Origin of the sequence: Massilia solisilvae, from assembly GCF_024753215.1 — a bacterium.
GTDB lineage: Bacteria > Pseudomonadota > Gammaproteobacteria > Burkholderiales > Burkholderiaceae_D > Telluria > Telluria solisilvae.
In genome coordinates, this window is record NZ_JANUGV010000001.1 from 586,996 (window position 1) to 605,360 (window position 18,365).

Annotated in this window: 17 protein-coding genes; 6 read left to right on the forward strand and 11 right to left on the reverse strand. The window is 65.8% G+C overall.

All coding sequences use genetic code 11. From position 1 onward, the window contains the following. Positions 1 to 11: 11 nt before the first annotated feature. The 7 genes from fliD to NX773_RS02625 form a co-directional block, all read right to left on the reverse strand. The gene (fliD, locus tag NX773_RS02590; RefSeq protein WP_258854825.1) at positions 12 to 2,057 is read right to left on the reverse strand and encodes a flagellar filament capping protein FliD; all 2,046 of its coding nucleotides are present in this window, start codon (positions 2,055 to 2,057) and stop codon (positions 12 to 14) included. A gap of 100 nt (positions 2,058 to 2,157) precedes the next feature. Further along, a complete protein-coding gene (locus tag NX773_RS02595) occupies positions 2,158 to 2,538 on the reverse strand; it encodes a flagellar protein FlaG (protein WP_258854826.1) in 381 nt (126 codons plus the stop codon). A 75-nt stretch (positions 2,539 to 2,613) separates the two neighbouring features. Continuing rightward, positions 2,614 to 4,491: a flagellin N-terminal helical domain-containing protein gene (locus NX773_RS23495; protein WP_307728424.1), complete on the reverse strand. Its 1,878-nt coding sequence runs from the start codon at positions 4,489 to 4,491 to the stop codon at positions 2,614 to 2,616. Between the two features lie 481 nt (positions 4,492 to 4,972). Next, on the reverse strand, positions 4,973 to 6,544 hold the full coding sequence (locus NX773_RS02610) for a GGDEF domain-containing protein (protein WP_258854827.1): 1,572 nt from the start codon (positions 6,542 to 6,544) through the stop codon (positions 4,973 to 4,975). Between the two features lie 164 nt (positions 6,545 to 6,708). Next, on the reverse strand, positions 6,709 to 7,356 hold the full coding sequence (locus NX773_RS02615; RefSeq protein WP_258854828.1) for a response regulator: 648 nt from the start codon (positions 7,354 to 7,356) through the stop codon (positions 6,709 to 6,711). Beyond that, positions 7,349 to 8,830 carry a PAS domain-containing sensor histidine kinase gene (locus NX773_RS02620; RefSeq protein ID WP_258854829.1) on the reverse strand — a complete coding sequence of 494 codons (1,482 nt, stop codon included), beginning with the start codon at positions 8,828 to 8,830 and terminating at the stop codon, positions 7,349 to 7,351. Before NX773_RS02620 ends, NX773_RS02615 begins: the two co-directional genes overlap by 8 nt. After that, the gene (locus NX773_RS02625; RefSeq protein ID WP_258854830.1) at positions 8,827 to 9,447 is read right to left on the reverse strand and encodes a hypothetical protein; all 621 of its coding nucleotides are present in this window, start codon (positions 9,445 to 9,447) and stop codon (positions 8,827 to 8,829) included. The genes NX773_RS02620 and NX773_RS02625 overlap by 4 nt, the downstream gene beginning before the upstream one ends. 59 nt (positions 9,448 to 9,506) lie before the next feature. Between NX773_RS02625 and greB the strand changes: the two genes are divergently transcribed. The 3 genes from greB to NX773_RS02640 all read left to right on the forward strand — a co-directional run bounded on the left by greB (position 9,507) and on the right by NX773_RS02640 (position 11,110). Further along, positions 9,507 to 10,076, forward strand: a complete 570-nt coding sequence (greB, locus tag NX773_RS02630) for a transcription elongation factor GreB (RefSeq protein ID WP_258854831.1) — start codon at positions 9,507 to 9,509, stop codon at positions 10,074 to 10,076. Positions 10,077 to 10,126: 50 nt separating this feature from the next. Beyond that, positions 10,127 to 10,750: a biliverdin-producing heme oxygenase gene (locus NX773_RS02635; protein WP_258854832.1), complete on the forward strand. Its 624-nt coding sequence runs from the start codon at positions 10,127 to 10,129 to the stop codon at positions 10,748 to 10,750. A 69-nt stretch (positions 10,751 to 10,819) separates the two neighbouring features. Further along, positions 10,820 to 11,110 carry a GIY-YIG nuclease family protein gene (locus NX773_RS02640; protein ID WP_258854833.1) on the forward strand — a complete coding sequence of 97 codons (291 nt, stop codon included), beginning with the start codon at positions 10,820 to 10,822 and terminating at the stop codon, positions 11,108 to 11,110. Between the two features lie 96 nt (positions 11,111 to 11,206). Here NX773_RS02640 and NX773_RS02645 read toward each other — a convergent pair whose 3' ends face one another. The 4 genes from NX773_RS02645 to NX773_RS02660 all read right to left on the reverse strand — a co-directional run bounded on the left by NX773_RS02645 (position 11,207) and on the right by NX773_RS02660 (position 15,522). Beyond that, a complete protein-coding gene (locus NX773_RS02645; RefSeq protein WP_258854834.1) occupies positions 11,207 to 13,444 on the reverse strand; it encodes a RelA/SpoT family protein in 2,238 nt (745 codons plus the stop codon). A gap of 75 nt (positions 13,445 to 13,519) precedes the next feature. Next, a complete protein-coding gene (gene rpoZ / locus NX773_RS02650; RefSeq protein ID WP_258821134.1) occupies positions 13,520 to 13,723 on the reverse strand; it encodes a DNA-directed RNA polymerase subunit omega in 204 nt (67 codons plus the stop codon). Positions 13,724 to 13,776: 53 nt separating this feature from the next. Next, complete coding sequence (gmk, locus tag NX773_RS02655; RefSeq protein ID WP_258854835.1) at positions 13,777 to 14,430, reverse strand: guanylate kinase; 654 nt, start codon at positions 14,428 to 14,430, stop codon at positions 13,777 to 13,779. A 204-nt stretch (positions 14,431 to 14,634) separates the two neighbouring features. Then, positions 14,635 to 15,522, reverse strand: coding sequence for a YicC/YloC family endoribonuclease (locus NX773_RS02660; protein ID WP_258854836.1), 888 nt, complete (start codon positions 15,520 to 15,522; stop codon positions 14,635 to 14,637). A 91-nt stretch (positions 15,523 to 15,613) separates the two neighbouring features. Here NX773_RS02660 and NX773_RS02665 point away from each other — a divergent pair, with 91 nt between their 5' ends. The 3 genes from NX773_RS02665 to rph are packed head-to-tail and all read left to right on the forward strand — an operon-like array spanning position 15,614 to position 18,304. Further along, complete coding sequence (locus NX773_RS02665) at positions 15,614 to 16,612, forward strand: serine/threonine protein kinase (RefSeq protein ID WP_258854837.1); 999 nt, start codon at positions 15,614 to 15,616, stop codon at positions 16,610 to 16,612. 13 nt (positions 16,613 to 16,625) lie between these two features. Next, complete coding sequence (locus NX773_RS02670) at positions 16,626 to 17,573, forward strand: PP2C family protein-serine/threonine phosphatase (RefSeq protein ID WP_258854838.1); 948 nt, start codon at positions 16,626 to 16,628, stop codon at positions 17,571 to 17,573. Next, on the forward strand, positions 17,570 to 18,304 hold the full coding sequence (gene rph, locus NX773_RS02675; RefSeq protein WP_258854839.1) for a ribonuclease PH: 735 nt from the start codon (positions 17,570 to 17,572) through the stop codon (positions 18,302 to 18,304). The genes NX773_RS02670 and rph overlap by 4 nt, the downstream gene beginning before the upstream one ends. Positions 18,305 to 18,365: the final 61 nt, after the last annotated feature.

Consider the following 18,365-nt stretch of genomic DNA (forward strand, 5'->3'; position numbering starts at 1 on the left):
TGTCGAGCTGCTTAAGAAGACTTGGACAGATTCGCGATCTGTGTAAGTTGTTGCGTCAGGTAGTTCTGGGTCAGGCCCATGCTCGACAGTGCCTGGTCGAGCGCGTTGTACTGGGCGCGCAGCCGCTTTTCGGTCATCGTCAGGCGGTCCTGCAGCGCGGCCTGCTGCTTGTCCAGCAGCTTGATCGACACGTTGATGCCGTCGGTCTGCGACTTGATCATGCCATTGGTGCCGACGTAGTTATCGACCATGGCGCCGAGCTGCTGCGCGAAGCCTTTTGTGAAGCTCACGGTCCCGCGATCGCCAGTGGCCCCGCCCTTGATGGTGAGCTTCATGCCGGACGCGCTGCTGCCGGCGGCGCCGATCAGTATCTGCCCGGAGCCGGTGGCCTCGACGCCGTCGATCGAGCCCTTCACGTCCAGGCCGTCGGTGGCGGTCGGGGTGGCGCCAAAGATGTTGGTGGCGCCGCTGCCGCCGATGGCGACCTTGGACGCCGAGCCGTAGCGGTCCGACTGAACGGTGATGGTGCCGTCGGCCGCTGCCGTCGCACTGACGGAGACGCTCTTCGACGCGAAGTCCTTGCTGCTGTTGATCGCTGCCTGCAACGCCGTGGCAAATGCCGCGCTGGAAGCGTAGGTCTTTGCGGCCACCTTGACGGTCGCGCTGACGCCATCGACCGACATTGCGAATTCATCGTTGCTGCCGGCGATGATGGCCAGACTGGCCGGCGCGGCGGTGCCGACCAGCTTGCCCTGGGTGGCCAACTGGCTGACATTGAGTGAACGGGTGCCGGGCTTGGTCGAGGTGCTCGATTCGGTGAACTCGACCAGGCTGTCGGTGGCCGTGCCCACCGACGAGAACAGGCCGGCAATGTCGTCGAAATTGTTGTTGACCGCCTTGGTCAACTTGCTGTCATCAACCGCCAGCGTGCCGTCCTTCTGGAACGTGATGCCCAGCTGGGTGAGGTTGGTCAGGTTGCCGCCGGTGAGGTTGTCCGACAACATGCTGCGCACCTGGCTCTCGATCGCGCGCACGGCCGGGTCGCCCAGCAACAGGCCGGCTTGCTTGGTGTCGGCATTGTACGATGTGACGCTCTTGATTGCCTTGTTCAGGTCGTTGAACGACTTGACGAAGCCGTTGACGGCGGCCTTCACCGAATCGGTGTCGCGCGACACCGACAGCGTGCTTTCGCCGACCTTCCGGATATCCAGCGAGACGCCCTGGATCGCGTCGTCCACCGTGGTCTTGGCGCTGCTCACGGCAATACCGTTGACGGTCAGCTTGGTGTCGGCCGCCGCCGCGGTTTGCGTCAGGTTCTGGGTGGCGGTTGGATCGTAGGCGAGCAGGCCGGCGACGGCCGCATCGGGCGCCGCGTTGTCGCCCGCCACGCTGATCCGCATGCTCGAGGCCGCACCCGAGTCGTTCGAGGTGAGCACCAGGTGGTAAGGATTGGCGCTGCCGTCCGAAACGATGGTCGCGGTCACGCCCAAGCCGGCCTTGTTGATGGCGTCGCGGATGCCCTGCAGGCTGTTGTTGCTGCTGTCGATGACGACTGTGCCGGCCGCCTTCTTGTCGTTGACGGTGAAGGTCGGGTCCGGCGGGGTGGCGGTGGCGTCCTGCACGTAGCGGCCATCCACCAGCTTGCCGCCGGTGATGGTGCCGAAATCGATTGTCAGCGTCGTCTTGACACCTGAGCCGACCGGCGCGTTCATGGCAAGCTGGCCGGCGCTGGTAATGGTTTGCGACTTGGCCAGCTGGGTGACGTTGACGTTGTAATTGCCGGCCACGGCCTTGGAGGTGGCGGTGCCGGTGAAGATGGTGGCGTCGCCGGAGTTGGCATTCACGCCGCGGAAGCGCTCCGGGTCGCTGAGTGACTTGAGCGTGCCCTGGAACGAGTTGAGCGCACCGCTGACGGAGTTGAACGCCGTGACCTTGGCCTGGTACGCCGCTTCCTTTTGCGCCAGCGCGGTCAGCGGACGCGCCTCGACCGCCATTAACTGGCTGACGATGCTGTTTACGTCTAGACCGGACGACCCGACACCGGATGTAGTGGCCACATGCACCTCCTGGCAGAAAAACCCAACTATATCCAGTTATCGGCAACTCCCAAGCGGACTTGAGAGGGTAGTTTCCGTCGTTATTTGTCGTTTGCGCTACTTATGCTTCTTGCCGGATCAGCAAGCCCTGCAGGCGATCGAGCGCCTTGGCGATTTCCAGGGTCTCCGCCGACGGCATCTGGCGGATCACTTCTTTGGTGCGCTGGTCGACCACCTTGACGACGGTGCGGTCGGTGTCCGGATCGATCGAGAACTCGATCTCCTGCGACAGTGCCTGCATCGACTTGTTGATGCTTTTGAGCGCCTCGTCCAGCTTGGCCTGTGGCGGCGCGGCGTCCGGCTGCTGCACGGCCTGGGCGGTGCTGGTGGCGGCGGGGGCGAGTTCGGCGGTGGCGGCCGGTTGCGGAGCCGCAGCGGGAAGCGGCTTGTCGGCCATGCGGTTGATGGTGGACAGGGCCGGACCGTTGGTACGCAGTTCCATGTCAGTCTCCTTACGAAAAAACCCCGGCGGGCGAAACGCCTGCCGGGGATCACGTCAAAGCACTGCCTTCGGGGGTTAGCCGCGCAGCAGGCTCAGGACGCCGTTGGGCAGCGAGTTCGCTTGCGCCAGCATCGCGGTACCGGCTTGTTGCAGGATCTGGCCGCGGGTCAGGTTGGCCGTTTCTGCTGCAAAGTCGGTGTCCTGGATACGGCTGCGTGCAGAGGTGATGTTCTCGGCCGAGGTCTGCAGGTTGCTGATCGTGGACGAGAAGCGGTTCTGCACCGCACCCAAGCCGGCGCGCATCGAGTTCACCTGGCTCAGGGCACCGTCCACCAGGGCGATGGCGTTGTTGGCGCCATCGACGGTCGAGATGTCCACGGTCGAGATGGTCGAGAGCGAAGCCGAGGTGCCGTTCAGGCCAGCATCGCTGGCGCCCATCACCGTGAAGTCCTTGCCGGAGCTCAGGGTCAGGGTGCCGCGGGTGGTGGCGTCGCCGGTGCGTGCAGCGTCGGTACCGGTGGTGATTGCGCCTTCGGTCAGTGCCGAAGCGGTACCGGTGGCGTTGATGGTCTCGCTGTACGACAGGCCGTTGGCGCCGAACTTGGTGTCGGTGATATTCACCACGCCTGCACCAGCATCGGTGGCGGACAGCGAGGTGTTGCCGGCAGCATGCTGGGTGTTGATCGCGTTAGCGATCGCGGTGCCGACCTGGGCCTGGGTTGCGGTGGCGGCCAGTTCGATCTTCACCTTGTTGGCGCCGGTGACGGTGGTCGCGGCATCGCCGAACACGTAGGTCAGGCCGTCCATCGTGAACGAGTCGCCATTGCTGACGGCGTTCGCGGTCGGGGTGGTGGCGTTGAAGCCGGCGGTGCCCGCGGTCAGCGACATGGCGTCGTGGCCGGTTGCCTTGGCGTCGGTGCCCAGCTTGTTGGCGATCAGGCCGGTGGCGTTCTGGATCGCGGTCACGCCGTTGGCGTCGCCCGACTTTGCCTTGATCTCGATGTTGCGGCCGTCGGTGGCGGTCAGGGTCAGCTGGCCGGTCGACAGGTCGGCCTTGGCGGTCACACCGGTCAGGGCGGTCTGCGCGTTGATCGCGGTCTCGGCGTTGCGGCCCTGGGTCACGGCGCTGCCGCTCTTGGCGATGGCGCCGATCGACACGCCGTTGATGACCAGGTCGCCGGCGGCCAGGCCGCTGGCTGCAACCGGGATGTCGCCGGTGACCGAGTTGGTCGCGGTGGCCGACACGCCGGTTTCGGCGGTCTTGGCGTTGATGGCGGCAGCCTTGGCGGCGGCGCTGTCCTTGGTGATCAGGTTGTTGCCGGCGGTGCCAGTGTCAACGGTCACGCCGATCTTGGTGGCAACGGTGCTGCCGCTCGGGGTGATGGTGAAGCTGGTGCCGTCGAAACCGTTGGCCGAGACAGCCGTACCTTTTTGCTGGTAAGCGCCGATCAGGTTGGTCGAGGCGCCGGCGACGCTGACGCTGATGGTCTGGTTGGCGTTGGCGCCGACCTGGAACTGCGAGTTCTGGAACGAGCCGTCCAGCAGGTTGATGCCGTTGAACTGGGTGGTGCCAGCGACGCGGCCGATTTCTGCCAGTGCCGATTGCACTTCCGAGTTCAGCGAAGCACGGTCCGAAGCCGAGTTGGTCGAGTTGGCCGACTGCAGGGCCAGGGTGCGGATGCGCTGCAGGCTGTCGCCGATCGAAGACAGGGCGCCTTCGGCCGTTTGTGCCAGCGAAATGCCGTCGTTGGCGTTGCGGCCGGCCTGGCTCAGGCCGTTGATCTGGCTGGTCATGCGGTCAGCGATGGCCATGCCTGCTGCATCGTCTTTCGCGCTGTTGATGCGAAGGCCCGAGGACAGGCGCTGCAGCGAAGTGTTCAGCGACGTCTGCGACGTGGTCAGGTTACGCTGTGCATTCAACGACGCGATGTTGGTATTGATGACGGATGCCATGGTGTTTGTTCTCCAAACTTATTGCGGGGCGGGCGGCGTGCCCTGTTCACTTTGGTCTGCCACGCTGTTCCGTGACAATCAGACCGCTGCTGAGATGGGTAACGTGCTGGCACCGGAAAACTTGAGTGGAAAAAATTTGCTGCTTTACCCTCAAGTCCAGCGAAAGGCGGCGTCTAATCGGCGGGTTTTGGTGAATCTTTAGGGCGCAAAAACATTATTTTTTTGCGCGCATCGGAGCCGCTGGCGGGGATTTTCTTGATTTTGTTGCAACAACTCGGCGCAAGCAGGGTTGGTTTCCTTGCCGTTTCACGCGGGCGCATGAATAACGCGTGGGCTCGAGAGCCCACCCTACCGGCAATCAGTCGCGTAGGGTGGGCAGCTTGCTGCCCACGCGTTCAACATCAAACCGAATGCGCGGAAAAGCAAGCTGGGACTGAACGCGTGGGCAGGAAACCTGCCCACCCTACAGTTGACAACTTGTTTAGTCGGCCACCACCACCCGGTTCTTGCCGGTGTGCTTGGCCTCGTACATGGCCTTGTCGGCGCGCGCCATCAGGGCGGCCTGGTCCTCGCCCGGCTGCAGGCGTGCCACGCCGGCCGAGAACGTGATCAGGAGCTTGTCGTGCTCGTGCAGGAAGAAATGGGCGGTCAGCGCGCGCTGCACCCGGACCATGGTCTGGGCCGCCGACTCGAGCGTGGTGTCCGGCATCAGGATCACGAACTCCTCGCCGCCGAAGCGGGCCACGGTGTCCACCGAGCGCAGGGTTTCCTTGACCACCCGCACCAGGTGGCGCAGCGCGCCGTCGCCGGCGGCGTGGCCATAGGTGTCGTTGAGCTTCTTGAAGTTGTCCAGGTCCAGGAGGGCCACGCACAGGGGCGTGTGGCGGCGCTCGGCGCGGGCGCGCTCGCGCTCGAAGGCTTCGTCCAGCCCGCGGCGGTTCAGGCTGCCGGTCAGGTGGTCTTCGTGCACCCGCTCGCTCATCTGCTGCAGCTCGGTTTCCAGGGTGCGGATGCGCTGTTCCGCTTCCTGCACCTCGCTTTGCGCGGCCAGCATGTGCTGCTGGGAGACAAGCGCCTCGGCCTCGACCTTCTGCGCGGCGCGCACCACTTCGCCCAGCACGTCGTTCAGCTCGGCGATGTTGCCGGCCTGGCTGATGCGCTCGGCAAAGCCGCTCATCGTGGCCTGGAAGTCGCCGGTGCTGGCCGCCACCGACCCGAGCCGGTCGACGAAGGTCATCATCATGTTGCGCACGGTGAGCTTGACCTCGGCCAGGCTGTGCTTGAGCTTGCCCTGGCGGTAGATCACGTCCTTCAGGCTGCGGGTGGCGTCGTCCAGCGCGCGGTGGTTGATCGGGCCGGCGATCAGTTCCTGCACCACGGCGATCTGGCCGCGCATCCAGTTGTCGTGGTCGAGCAGCTCGGCCACGTTGTCCAGCAGCAGGCGGAACAGGCGCAGCAGCAGTTCCTGCTGTTCGCCCATGTCGCCGCTGTACAGCTCGATCTGGTAGCACAGCTGCTTCAGGCGCGGCCCCAGCGCCTGCAGGGCGCTCTCGGTCACTGCGCCGCGCACCGCTTCGCCCAGCGACTCGGCTTCGGCGGTCAGTTCCGGCACGGCCGACAGCAGGCCGGGCAGGGCAAAGCCGAGCGTGCGGCTGAGCATCTCGCGCAGCAGCCGTGCCTCCGGCGCCTCGGTGCCGATGCGGTCGACCGGGCCGGCCTTGCGCAAATGGGTCTCCATCACCCGCAGCAGCACCTTGGTGGCGGCGTCCCAGTCGCGCTCCTTGACCGCGCGGCGCAGCAGCACGCCGCTTTCGGACAGCTCGCCCGGCATGTCGGCCAGGCGCACCGCCAGCCCGGACAGCACCTGCACCGCGCCGGCGTCCGATGGCGGCGGCATGATGCCGGCCACCTCGTTGTACACGTCGCGGTAGGCATCCGGCGTGGGCGCGACCCGGCGCGAGGCCAGGCGGCGAAACGCTTCGCGCGCGATGTCGGCCGGGTTGGCGGACGCGGTTGGCGGGGTGGTGGGGAGGTTGGGCGGTAGCTTCTGCATCGAGGGCCAAACGTGGCGTTAACTGCTCGTTGCCGCAATGATATCACTGGTAGTTGCACCTAACCAATGAATACGAGCAATAAGCGCCGTATTTGTAGGGCGGGCGGGTTTCCCGCCCACGCGTCCAGATCACGCATGCAGCGGCGGCACGCGTCGGCAGGAGCTTATTCGATCAGGTGGTTGCGGATCGCGTAGTGGGTCAGTTCGGCGCTGTTCTTGAGCTTCATCTTCACCAGCAGGCGCGCGCGGTATTCGCTCACGGTCTTGACCGACAGCGACAGCTCGCGCGCGATGTCGCTCACCGTTTTGCCGGACGCGATCATGATCAGGGTCTGGTATTCGCGGTCGGACAGGCTGTCGTGCATCGGCGCCTCGTGGTCGGCGCCGACCTGCGCGGCCAGGGTCTGGGCCAGCGCGGCGCTGACGTATTTCTGGCCGGCGGCGACCTGGCGGATCGCCACCACCAGCTCGCGCGGCGCGCTCTGCTTGGTCAGGTAGCCGGCCGCGCCGGCCTTCAGCGAGCGGATCGCGTACTGGTCCTCGCGATGCATCGACAGCATCAGCACGGCCAGTTCGGGCTTGTCCTTCTTGACCTGCTTGAGCACCTCGATGCCGTTCCGGTCGGGCATGGAGATATCGAGCAGCATGACATGGCAGCGCGAGCGCGGGTACAGGCGGATGGCGTCGATCCCGTTTTCGGCTTCGCCGGCAACGACGATGTCGCGCTGCTCGGCGAGGATTTGTTTCAGACCTTCGCGGACGATCGCGTGGTCATCGGCGATGAAGACACGTATTGTTGCTTTCTCACTCATTATGGCGTGCGTCGGTTCTGCTGGCCAGGCGCGGCGGGATTGGCGCGACCAGCCTGATCTTTATTGCCACCATCGTGCCACCTCCGGGCGCTCCCGACAAGGCCAATGTGCCACCCAAGGCGTGGGCCCGCTCGCTCATGCTGCGCAAACCGAAGGATTGCGGCTTGAGGCGGTCGGCCGGGGCAATGCCGCGGCCGTTGTCGCGGATCGTGAGCAGCAGGTGGCGCCGCTCGCGGCGCAGGGTCACGGTCACCCGGGTGGCGCCGGCGTGCTTGGCGATGTTGGTGAGCGCTTCCTGGAAGATGCGAAACAGGGCGCTGGCGTGGTCGGGATCGAGTGCGATGTCCTTGTTGGGCGAGCGGAACACGCAGGCGATGCCGGCCTGCTTTTCGAATTCGCGTGCCTGCCATTCGAGCGCGGCGACGATGCCCAGGTCCAGGGTCGGCGGGCGCAGGTCGAGCGCGATGCGGTGCACGGCGTCGATGGTGCGGTCCACCAGGCCATCGAGGTAGGCGGCCTTGTCGGCCAGGGCGGCGTCCAGCGGCAGGCGCGCGGCCAGCATCGCCAGCGCCATCTTGATCGCCGTGAGGTTGCCGCCCAGGTCGTCGTGGATTTCGCGCGCGATGCGGGTGCGCTCCTGTTCCTTGGCCTGTTCGAGGTGCGCGGTGAGCTCGGCCAGGCGCGCGCGCGAGGCCATCAGCTCGGCGTGCTCGTTCTTGCTGTCGGTGATGTTGGTCATGATGCCGTCCCACTGCACCGCGCCGTCCGGCAGCAGCTGCGGCGTGGCGCGCAGGTTGATCCACTTGACGTCGTGCCAGGCGTCGATCCAGATGCGGCCCTCCCAGTTCCAGTTGGCCAGGCTGGCCTTCGATTCCTGCATCGCTTCGAGGTAGCCCTTGCGGTCCTCGGGCAGCACCAGGTCGAGGAACAGGCCGGGCTCGGCCTGCAGGCGCATGGCCGGCAGGCCGAGCAGCGCGGCGCTGGCCTCGGACAGGTAGGGAAAGCCGATCGCGCCGTCGGCGTGCAGCACGAACTGGTACACCAGGCCCGGCGTATGGCTGACCACCGCGTTGTAGCGCGCCTGGTACTGCTCGAGCGCGGCGGCGGCCGCGTGCTCGCGCGACAGGTCGTCGCCGATCCCCAGCAGCAGCGAGCGGCCGTCGCGCACGATGCGCAGGAAGCACAGCTTGACCGGGTACCAACTGCCGTCGGCGCGCCGGTGGCGGGTGCGCAGCGCGACCTGGGCGCCGACCTCGTCGCCGAGCGAGGCAAGCAGCCGTTCGAGGTCCGCGCGCGCAAGGCCAGGCGCCAGGTCGAGCGGCGTCATGGCCGCCAGCTGATCCTGGTCGTACTGGAGGTTGTGGCGCGCCGCCTGGTTGGCGTCAATCAGGTGGAGCGTGTCGGCATCGATCAGGTAGATCTCGGACGTGGCGGCCTGGATGCTGGCGGCGAGGGCGGGCGAGGGGGGGCTCATGGGTGCTCTGATTCGGTGGATTTGCGGCGGCGCGCGCGCCACTGGGCGATGAAGCGGCGCAGGAAGCGCGCGGTGCTGCGGCGCTGGCCCGGGCCGAACGGATGGCGGCGATGCAGGCGCTTGCGCACGCGGCGCAGCAGGCGCCGGAGGGCCTGCGCCAGGCGGCGTGCGCGGCGCCAGGTGTCGCTGGCGCGCAGGAAGGCGATCGAGCGGTCCTTGAGCCGGATGAACCAGGCATGGCAGCGCGCGAACCAGGCCAGCGCCAGCAGCGAGGGCAGGGTCAGCACGTACAGCCGGGCGACCACGGCCGCGCCGCCCAGCTTGGCCACGACCAGGGTCAGGATGCCGGAAGCCGGGTGGCCGCGCGCGATCGCGACCAGCGCCAGCACCTTGACCGGGAACAGCAGCAGCCCCGGCAGCACAAAGGCGACCAGCGCGACGTAGGGCGGCAGGCGGCGCACGCGCTCTTCCAGCGCACGCAGCGGCGGCCAGGCGCCGATCGCGGCGGCGATGCGCGCGCCGAAGTCCCAGCACCACTCTTCGAACAGCAGCAACAGCGCCACCAGGTAGACCAGGGGCGCGAGCAGCCGGGAGCGGGTTGGGATGCTTCGTGTCATGACGGCATGATACGGCAAACATGGCGCGCGCCGGCCGGTGAGCCGCTACAATAAGGATTATGAATAAGGCATTTGTAAAAGAGTCCGACGCGGACGATGACGACGCCGAGGGCGCGGCGCTGGCCGCGGCCATTCCCGCGGGCGCCAAGAACTACATCACTCCGGCCGGCTACAAAGCGATCAAGGACGAGCTGCTGCACCTGATCGACGTCGAGCGGCCCGAGGTGGTCAAGGTCGTGCACTGGGCGGCCTCCAATGGCGACCGCTCGGAAAACGGCGACTACATCTACGGCAAGCGGCGCCTGCGCGAGATCGACCGCCGCATCCGCTTCCTCACCAAGCGCATGGACTCGGCGTTCGTGGTCGATCCTTCGGTGCATCACGGCAACGACCAGGTGTTCTTCGGCGCCACGGTCACCTACCTCAACAAGGCCGGGGAAGAGCACACGGTGACGATCGTCGGCGTGGACGAGCTCGACCCGCTCAAGGGCAAGATCAGCTGGGTGTCGCCGGTGGCGCGGGCGTTGACCAAGGCACGCGAGGGCGACCTGATCACCTTGCACACGCCGCTGGGCGTGGACGAGCTGGAGATCGTCAGCGTCGAGTATCCCGAGCCGCAAGAAGGTTAAATTTGCAAACTTGCTGGTAAAATCGTGGTTTCGCCCTTTACCAGCACACCATGAATTCCACCAATGACGGCGCGGGCGACGCCGACGTGCTTGCCGCGCTGCGGCTTGCCACGGCCAGCCGCCACGCGGCGCTCGATGCGGGCCTGCCGCTGTCGGGCGAAGCGGCAAGCCTGGCGGACTATGCTTCCCACCTGATGCTCTTGCGCGACTGGCTGGCGCCCTTGCAGGCATGGCTGGCCGGATCGAACGCCGGCCTGCCCGACGCCCACCGGCTGGCGCGCATCGAGGCCGACCTGGCCGATCCCTCCATGGAAAACCTGATCCCGCGCGCGCAGGCGCCGAACGCGCAGCAATGGCCGCGGCACGCCAGCGACGCCTACCGCTGGGGCGTCTGCTATGTGATCGAAGGATCGCAACTGGGTGGCGCGGTGCTGTACCAGCGCCTGCGCGAACGGCTGGCGCCACACCCGCTGGGCTACCTGCGCGGCGTGCCCGAGGGACCCGGGCCGCGCTGGCGCGCGTTCATGCTGGCGCTGCGGGCCCATGTGCGCAGCCGGGCCGAGATTGCCGAGGCGTGCGCGGGGGCGTGCGATGCGTTCGATGCGATCCTGACTCGCGTTCAGCACCACCAACCGCAAAACCGTCGTCCCCGCGAAGGCGGGGACCCATGCTGAGTTACCGAAGCTAGCAACGGTTGAGCTTCATCACCCGAGACCAGCACGGGAACCGGGACGATACGCGGCATGGACAAGGAATCTTACGTGTACATGCTCGCTGGTGGGCGTTACGGAACGCTTTATGTCGGCGTCACGTCCGACCTGATTCGCCGCGTCTGGCAGCATCGAGAAGAGTTCGCCGATGGGTTCACAAAGAAGTACGGAGTGAAACAGCTCGTCTGGTACGAGGTCCATATCGATATCGTCGAAGCAATCCGCCGCGAAAAACAGATCAAGCATTGGAATCGCGAATGGAAGCTCAGGTTGGTGCATGAGCGCAATCCGCAGTGGCGGGATCTATACCTTGAGCTGGTGTGAATAAGCGCGGTGGCCGTGCTCGCGGTCTATGGGCCCCCGCCTTCGCGGGGACGACGTGCTGGGGGAGCGGGTGAGAGCAAGCGCTGTGGTGACAAACTATGCCCGCTCGCGCTCCACCCGGTTCACGCCCGCCACGCGCCGCAGGTTGCGGATCAGGTGCGCCAGGTGCACGCGGTCCTTTACCTGGATCGTGAAGCGCAGCTGGGTCATCATGTGTTCGTCGTCCTCGTCCATGCCCACATAGGTGATGTTGGCGTCGGACTCGCCGATCTCGGCCGCCACGCGCGCGAGGATGCCTTTTTCGTTGTTGATCAACAGGCGGATGCGGCAGTCGAACCGGCGGTTCAGCTCCGTGCCCCACTGGACCGCGATCCAGCGGTCCGGCTCCTTCAGGCGCAGGCGCTTGCCCTGCGAGCAGTCGGCCGTGTGCACCACCAGCCCCTGGTCACGCCGCAGCTGGCCGATGATCGCGTCGCCCGGGATCGGCAGGCAGCACGGGGCCAGCTGCACCGACACGCCTTCGCTGCCGTAGATCGTGACCGGGTCGAGCTCGCCGCCGGCAGCCGGCTGCGCCGCCGGCAGGGCGCCGGTCTCGTCCATCAGGCCGAAGATATGGCGCGCCACCAGCGCCGGCATGCGCTTGCCAATGCCGATGTCCGCGTACACCTCTTCCAGCGACTTGGCCGACGATTCGCCCAGCAGCTTTTCGACCGTGGCCGGCGGCAGCTCGGGCTTGATGCCCAGCACGCCCAGCGCCTGCGCCAGCAGCTCCTGGCCCAGCTCCACCGATTCGTTCAGGTTCACCGTGCGCAGGTGGTGGCGGATCGCCGAGCGCGCCTTGCCGGTGCGGACAAAACTGAGCCAGGTCGGGCTCGGCCGCGAGTCGGGATCGGTGACGATTTCGACGATGTCGCCGTTGTGCAGCTCGGTGCGCAGCGGCTGCGGCTCGTGGTTGATCTTGACCGACACCGTGTGGTCGCCAATGCCGGTGTGGATCGAGTACGCAAAGTCGAGCGCGGTGGCGCCGCGCGGCAGGGCGATGATCTTGGACTTGGGCGTGAACACGTACACCGAATCGGGGAACAGGTCGACCTTGACGTGCTCCAGGAACTCGGCCGAGTCGCCGGTCTGCTGCTGGATGTCGAGCAGCGATTGCAGCCACGCGTGGGTGCGCTGCTGCAGGTCGCTCATGTTGGCGTCGCCGTTCTTGTACAGCCAGTGCGCCGCCACGCCCGATTCCGCGGTGCGGTGCATCTCCTGGGTGCGGATCTGGAATTCCACCGGCGTGCCGTACGGGCCGATCAGGGTGGTGTGCAGCGACTGGTAGCCGTTGATCTTGCGGATCGCGATGTAATCCTTGAACTTGCCCGGCATCGGCTTGTACAGCCCGTGCAGCGCGCCCAGCGCCACGTAGCAGTTGGGGACCGTGTCCACCACCACCCGAAAACCGTACACGTCCAGCACCTGCGAAAACGACAGGTGCTTGTTGCGCATTTTCTTGTAGATGCCGTACAGCGTCTTTTCGCGCCCGTACACCTCGGCCGGGAGCCCGGCCATGGCGAGCGTGTTCTTGACCGCCTCGAGAATCTTCTTGACCACCTCGCGCCGGTTGCCGCGCGCTGCCTTGACCGCCTTGGCCAGGGTGCGGTAGCGCATCGGGTACAGGTGCGAGAAGGCCAGGTCCTGCAGCTCGCGGTAGATGTTGTTCAGGCCGAGCCGGTGCGCGATCGGCACATACACTTCCATCGTCTCGGACGCGATGCGGCGCTTCTTGGCCGGCGTCATGAAGCCGAGCGTGCGCATGTTGTGCAGCCGGTCGGCCAGCTTGATCAGGATGACGCGCACGTCGCTGGCCATCGCCAGCAGCATCTTGCGGAAGTTTTCGGCTTGCGCCTCGACCAGGCTCTGGAACTCGATTTTCTCGAGCTTGGACAGGCCGTCCACCAGGTTGGCCACCTGCGGTCCGAAGCGTTCGATCAGTTCGTCTTTCTTGACGTCCTGGTCTTCCATCACGTCGTGCAGCAGCGCAGCCATGATGGCCTGGGCGTCGAGCTTCCAGTCGGCGCAGATCTCGGCGACCGCGATCGGATGGGAAATGTAGGGCTCGCCGGACTTGCGCAATTGCCCGAGGTGCATTTCGTCAGAGAAGCGGTAGGCTTCCTTGACCTTTTTCAGTTCGGCGGGGGTGAGGTATTGCTGGAGCTTGTTGACAAGCTGCGTGACCGAAGCCACGCCTTGCGACGCGTCGGCGGAATCCTGCTGCGCAGGCTCCGGGCGCCTGGCCCGGGTCTTGGCGTTGCCTGCTTGAGTCGAATCCGGGGTGGTCAGGTTCATACGCAATGTCGTTCAGCCCTTGTTTGAACAGAATAACAGAATTACGGACTGACTCCCCCGGATGACCGGAGAAACTTACATCGGCACCTTTTTCAGCATTTCCAGGCCGACTTTACCGGCGGCGATTTCGCGCAGGGCCAGTACGGTCGGCTTGTCCTTGGCTTCGACCTTGGGGGTGTGGCCTTGCAGGAGCTGGCGCGCGCGGTAGGTGGCTGCCAGGGTCAGCTGGAAGCGGTTAGGGATGTTCTTGAGGCAATCTTCAATGGTGATGCGGGCCATGTTGTTCACTCCTGAATAACGATGTGATACGCGCGCTTAGGCAAGCGAGCGGGTCACGATTCTTGTTGCGCGTGGATACCCAACTGGGCAAACAGCGAGGCGTTGCGGGCAGCCTGCTGGGCGAACCGGCAACGTGTCGCTTTGACAATCGCCTGCAGCTCGGACAGGGCGACGTTGAACTCTTCGTTGATGATAGCATATTCGAACTCGGGAGCGTGAGCGATCTCCCCGCCGGCCGCCAGCAGGCGCCGGGTGATGATGTGCGGCTCGTCGGTGCCGCGCTTGTACAGGCGCTCTTCCAGCGCGGCGATCGACGGCGGCAGAATAAAGATGCCGGCTGCATGCGGGAACTGCTTTTTCACCTGGCGCGCGCCCTGCCAGTCGATTTCCAGCAGGATGTCGGTGCCGTTCTTCATCTCCTGTTCCACGGTCAGGCGGCTGGTGCCGTAGTAGTTGCCGTGCACCTCGGCCCATTCCAGGAATTCGCCGCGTTCGGCGCGCGCGACGAAATCGTCGGCGGTGGTGAAGTAGTATTCGCGGCCGTCCTGTTCGCCCGGGCGCGGCGCGCGCGTGGTGGTCGAGATCGACAGCTTGATGCCCGGCTCCAGCGCGAGCAGGGCGTTCACCAGGGTCGACTTGCCGGCGCCGGACGGGGCGGCGACGATGAACAGGCTGCCGGAGTAGGCGGGGGCGGGGACGGCGGACATGGTGCTTTCCTTCAAACGTTGTGGTTCTCGGCCAGCGGAAAATACCACCAGCTTCAAAACCGTCGTTCCCGCGGAGGCGGGAACCCATAGACCGCGTGATTGTACGCTCAGCATGGGTTCCCGCCTGCGCGGGAACGACGGGTTACTGCTAACTCTTACTGCAACTGCTAACTCGTAACGGGTTGGTGCTGACTCTTACGGGTCTTATTCCAGATTCTGCACCTGCTCGCGCATCTGCTCAATCAGCAGCTTGAGCTCCATCGACGCATCGGCCAGCTCCTTGACCGAGGCCTTGGCGCCGAGCGTGTTGGCCTCGCGGTTCAGTTCCTGCATCATGAAGTCCAGGCGCTTGCCGACCTGGCCGCCTTTCTTGAGGATGTGACGCGTCTCGGCCAGGTGCGCGGACAGGCGCGACAGCTCTTCGGACACGTCGATGCGGATGCCGTACAGGGTGACTTCCTGGCGGATGCGCTCGAACACTTCCTGGCGCGACAGCGCCTGCGGGTTGCCGTGCCCGGCCAGGCCCAACGCATCCTGCATGCGCTCGACCGCCTTTTGCTGGAACTGCGAAATCACCTGCGGGATGAGCGGGGTGATGCGCTTGACGATGTCTTCCATCGCGTCGATGCGCGAGACCAGCATCGTTTCGAGCGCGGCGCCTTCGCGCTTGCGGCTTTCGACGAAGGCGGCGATGGTCCTGGCGGTGAGGGCCGCCACATCGGCCTGCAGCGATTCCTGGCCGACGTGCGATTCCTCGATGACCCCCGGCCAGCGCAGCAGCTCGGCCACCGTCATCAAGGGGGCGGAGACGAAATGGCGCGTCACTTCGGACTGCAGGCGCGCCAGGTCGGCCAGCAGGTCCTGGTTCAGCACTTGCGAGCCGCTGGCCACCTTGCGGCCGAACGACACCCGCACCTCGACCTTGCCGCGGCTGATGGCGCCCATGATCGCGGTGCGCAGGTCGGGTTCGAGCGCGCGCAGGTCGTCGTTGATGCGAAACTGCAGGTCAAGAAAGCGCGAGTTGACGCTCTTGATTTCGATTGTGAGGGTGCCGGCCGCCCCTTCGCTGGTGGCGACCGCGTAACCTGTCATGCTTGAAATGCTCAATGGATTCCCCGGTTTTTATTCTTTACAAAGAACAGATTTATCCACACAATCGCCGTGTTACGCAAGGAACCCATGGATGGCCGCACAAAATAATGCTCCCTTGCCCGATGGGCTCGAAATTGCCGGATATCGCATTGTAAAGAAAATTGCGTCCGGCGGGTTCAGTATTGTATATCTCGCCTATGACGGCGAGGGCAATGCGGTCGCCATCAAGGAGTATCTTCCCAGCGCGCTTGCGCTGCGTCAGCCCGGCGAACTGGTGCCGACCATCGACAAGCCCAACCTGCCCATTTTCCGCATCGGCCTGAAGTGCTTTTTCGAAGAGGGGCGGGCGCTGGCGCGCATCGTGCACCCGAACGTGGTCCGGGTGGTCAACTTCTTCAAGGCGCACGACACCGTGTACATGGTGATGGCCTACGAATCGGGCCACACGCTGCAGGAGCGTATCGCGCGTGTCGCCTCCAAGGGCAGCCGGCTGTCGGAAGCGGCGATCTGCCAGCTGTTCATCGGCGTGTGCTCGGGCCTGCGCGAGGTCCATGCCAACAAGCTGCTGCACCTGGATATCAAGCCGGCCAACATCTACCTGCGCACCGACGGCACGCCGCTGCTGCTGGACTTCGGCGCGGCGCGCCAGACCATCGAGACCGATTCGCCGCTGCTGCGGCCGATGTACACGCCCGGCTTTGCGCCCCCCGAGCTGTACGCCAAGGGCACCCCGCTGGGGCCGTGGTCGGACATCTACAGCATCGGCGCGTCGATGTTCGCCTGCATGAGCGGCGCGCCGCCGCAGCCAGCCAACCAGCGCAAGACCGAGGACACGATGGAGGCCCAGTTCGCCGCGCTCGCCGGCACCTATTCGGACGAGCTGGTGGCCATGGTGCGCGCCTGCCTGGCGCTGGACCCGCTGGCGCGCCCGCAAAGCGTGTTCGCGCTGCAGAAGGTGCTGCAGGCGGCGCTGCCCAAGGCGGCCGAACAGCGCAAGCGGGCGGCCGGGCCGGAAAAGAGCGGATGGCGCGGCCTCGTGGGCAAGCTGGGCCTGCGCGCGCGCGGCAAGGCTGGCGGCCAGCAGACCTGAACGGAGCTTGACCATGCAGTTTTCGGTGTACCAGAAGAGCGACATCGGCGCGCGGCGCGTCAACCAGGACCGGATGGGCTACAGCTACACGCGCGAAGCGCTGCTGCTGGCGCTGGCCGACGGCATGGGTGGACACAAAGGCGGCGAGATCGCTGCCACGATCGCAATGCAGGCGCTGTCGTCGCTGTTCCAGTCGCACGCCGCGCCCTACGTCAAACGGCCCGAGCGCTTCTTCGAAGAGGCGTTCCTGAAGGCGCACCACGACATCCTGCGCTACGCCGCCGTGCACCAGCTGGCCGATACGCCGCGCACCACCGTGGTGGCCTGCCTCATCCAGCACAACACGGCGATCTGGGCGCATTGCGGCGACTCGCGCCTGTACTGGGTGCGGCGCGGCCAGCTGCTCGGGCGCACGCGCGACCACTCGCACATCGAGTACCTGATCGCCAAGGGCCGCGCCAGCGAATTCGAGCGCAGCACGCACCCGGACCGCAACAAGCTGTACAACTGCCTGGGCGCCTCCCAGCCGCCGAACGTGGAGGTGTCGCGCCAGGCCAGCCTGCAGCCGGGCGACGTGATGATGCTCTGTTCGGACGGGCTGTGGTCGATGCTGCCGGACCATGACATCGTACAGCGCCTGTCGACCAGGACCGTGGTGCAGGCCGTGCCCGACATGATCGAGACCGCGCTGGAAGTGGCTGGCCCGAAGGCCGACAACACGACCGCGCTGGCAATCATGTGGCAGGGCGCGGGCGACGAGGCGACGGCCGCAGGCAACGACCTGATCTCGACCCAGATGCTGCCCGAGCACGAGGTCAACAGCACCATCGCCGACGAACCCGCGCCGCAGGCCGCGGACGCGGCCGATGCGTTCAACGAGGACGAGATCGAAAAGGCGATCGCCGAGATCCGCGAGGCGATCGAGAAGTCATCCCAATTACTAGACAAAGGCACACCATGACGTTCGAACAACGCCCGAGCGGGCGCGCGGTCGACCAGCTGCGCGACATCCGCCTGACGCGCCAGTACACCAAGCACGCGGAAGGCTCGGTGCTGATCGAGTGCGGCGACACCAAGGTCATCTGCACCGCCAGCATCGAGGACAAGGTGCCGGGCTTCCTGAAGGGGAAAGGACAGGGCTGGATGACGGCCGAATACGGCATGCTGCCGCGCTCGACCCACACGCGCATGGACCGCGAGGCTGCGCGCGGCAAGCAGTCCGGGCGCACGCAGGAGATCCAGCGCCTGATCGGCCGCTCGCTGCGCGCCGCGTTCGACCTGGACGCGTTCGGCGAGCGCACGCTGCAAATCGACTGCGACGTGATCCAGGCCGACGGCGGCACGCGCACCGCCTCGATCACCGGCGCCATGGTGGCTGCGTACGATGCGTTTGCGCGGCTGGTGGCCCAAGGCGTGATCCCGGCGGTGCCGGTCAAGCATTTCGTGGCCGCGATTTCGGTGGGCGTGTTCCGCGGCGTGCCGGTGCTGGACCTGGACTACGTCGAGGATTCGGACTGCGACACCGACATGAACGTGGTGATGACCGATGCCGGCCACTTCGTCGAAGTGCAGGGCACGGCGGAAGGCGCGGCCTTCGACCGCGCCGCCATGAACCGGCTGCTGGACCTGGCCGAAAGCGGCATCGCGCAACTGATCCGCCTGCAAAAGCAAACCCTCGCCATCACCGCCTGAACGTCGTCCCGGCGCAAGCCGGGACCCATGCTGAGCTGGCGTCGCTCTCAGCTTCTCACGC

Excerpts from the sequence above, each read along its gene's own strand:
- NX773_RS02595 (WP_258854826.1), bottom strand. The coding sequence starts at position 2,538 with ATGGAACTGCGTACCAACGGTCCGGCCCTGTCCACCATCAACCGCATG.
- NX773_RS23495 (WP_307728424.1), bottom strand. The coding sequence starts at position 4,491 with ATGGCATCCGTCATCAATACCAACATCGCGTCGTTGAATGCACAGCGT.
- NX773_RS02610 (WP_258854827.1), bottom strand. The coding sequence starts at position 6,544 with ATGCAGAAGCTACCGCCCAACCTCCCCACCACCCCGCCAACCGCGTCC.
- NX773_RS02615 (WP_258854828.1), bottom strand. The coding sequence starts at position 7,356 with ATGAGTGAGAAAGCAACAATACGTGTCTTCATCGCCGATGACCACGCG.
- NX773_RS02620 (WP_258854829.1), bottom strand. The coding sequence starts at position 8,830 with ATGAGCCCCCCCTCGCCCGCCCTCGCCGCCAGCATCCAGGCCGCCACG.
- NX773_RS02625 (WP_258854830.1), bottom strand. The coding sequence starts at position 9,447 with ATGACACGAAGCATCCCAACCCGCTCCCGGCTGCTCGCGCCCCTGGTC.
- greB (WP_258854831.1), top strand. The coding sequence starts at position 9,507 with ATGAATAAGGCATTTGTAAAAGAGTCCGACGCGGACGATGACGACGCC.
- NX773_RS02635 (WP_258854832.1), top strand. The coding sequence starts at position 10,127 with ATGAATTCCACCAATGACGGCGCGGGCGACGCCGACGTGCTTGCCGCG.
- NX773_RS02640 (WP_258854833.1), top strand. The coding sequence starts at position 10,820 with ATGGACAAGGAATCTTACGTGTACATGCTCGCTGGTGGGCGTTACGGA.
- NX773_RS02645 (WP_258854834.1), bottom strand. The coding sequence starts at position 13,444 with ATGAACCTGACCACCCCGGATTCGACTCAAGCAGGCAACGCCAAGACC.
- rpoZ (WP_258821134.1), bottom strand. The coding sequence starts at position 13,723 with ATGGCCCGCATCACCATTGAAGATTGCCTCAAGAACATCCCTAACCGC.
- gmk (WP_258854835.1), bottom strand. The coding sequence starts at position 14,430 with ATGTCCGCCGTCCCCGCCCCCGCCTACTCCGGCAGCCTGTTCATCGTC.
- NX773_RS02660 (WP_258854836.1), bottom strand. The coding sequence starts at position 15,522 with ATGACAGGTTACGCGGTCGCCACCAGCGAAGGGGCGGCCGGCACCCTC.
- NX773_RS02665 (WP_258854837.1), top strand. The coding sequence starts at position 15,614 with ATGGCCGCACAAAATAATGCTCCCTTGCCCGATGGGCTCGAAATTGCC.
- NX773_RS02670 (WP_258854838.1), top strand. The coding sequence starts at position 16,626 with ATGCAGTTTTCGGTGTACCAGAAGAGCGACATCGGCGCGCGGCGCGTC.
- rph (WP_258854839.1), top strand. The coding sequence starts at position 17,570 with ATGACGTTCGAACAACGCCCGAGCGGGCGCGCGGTCGACCAGCTGCGC.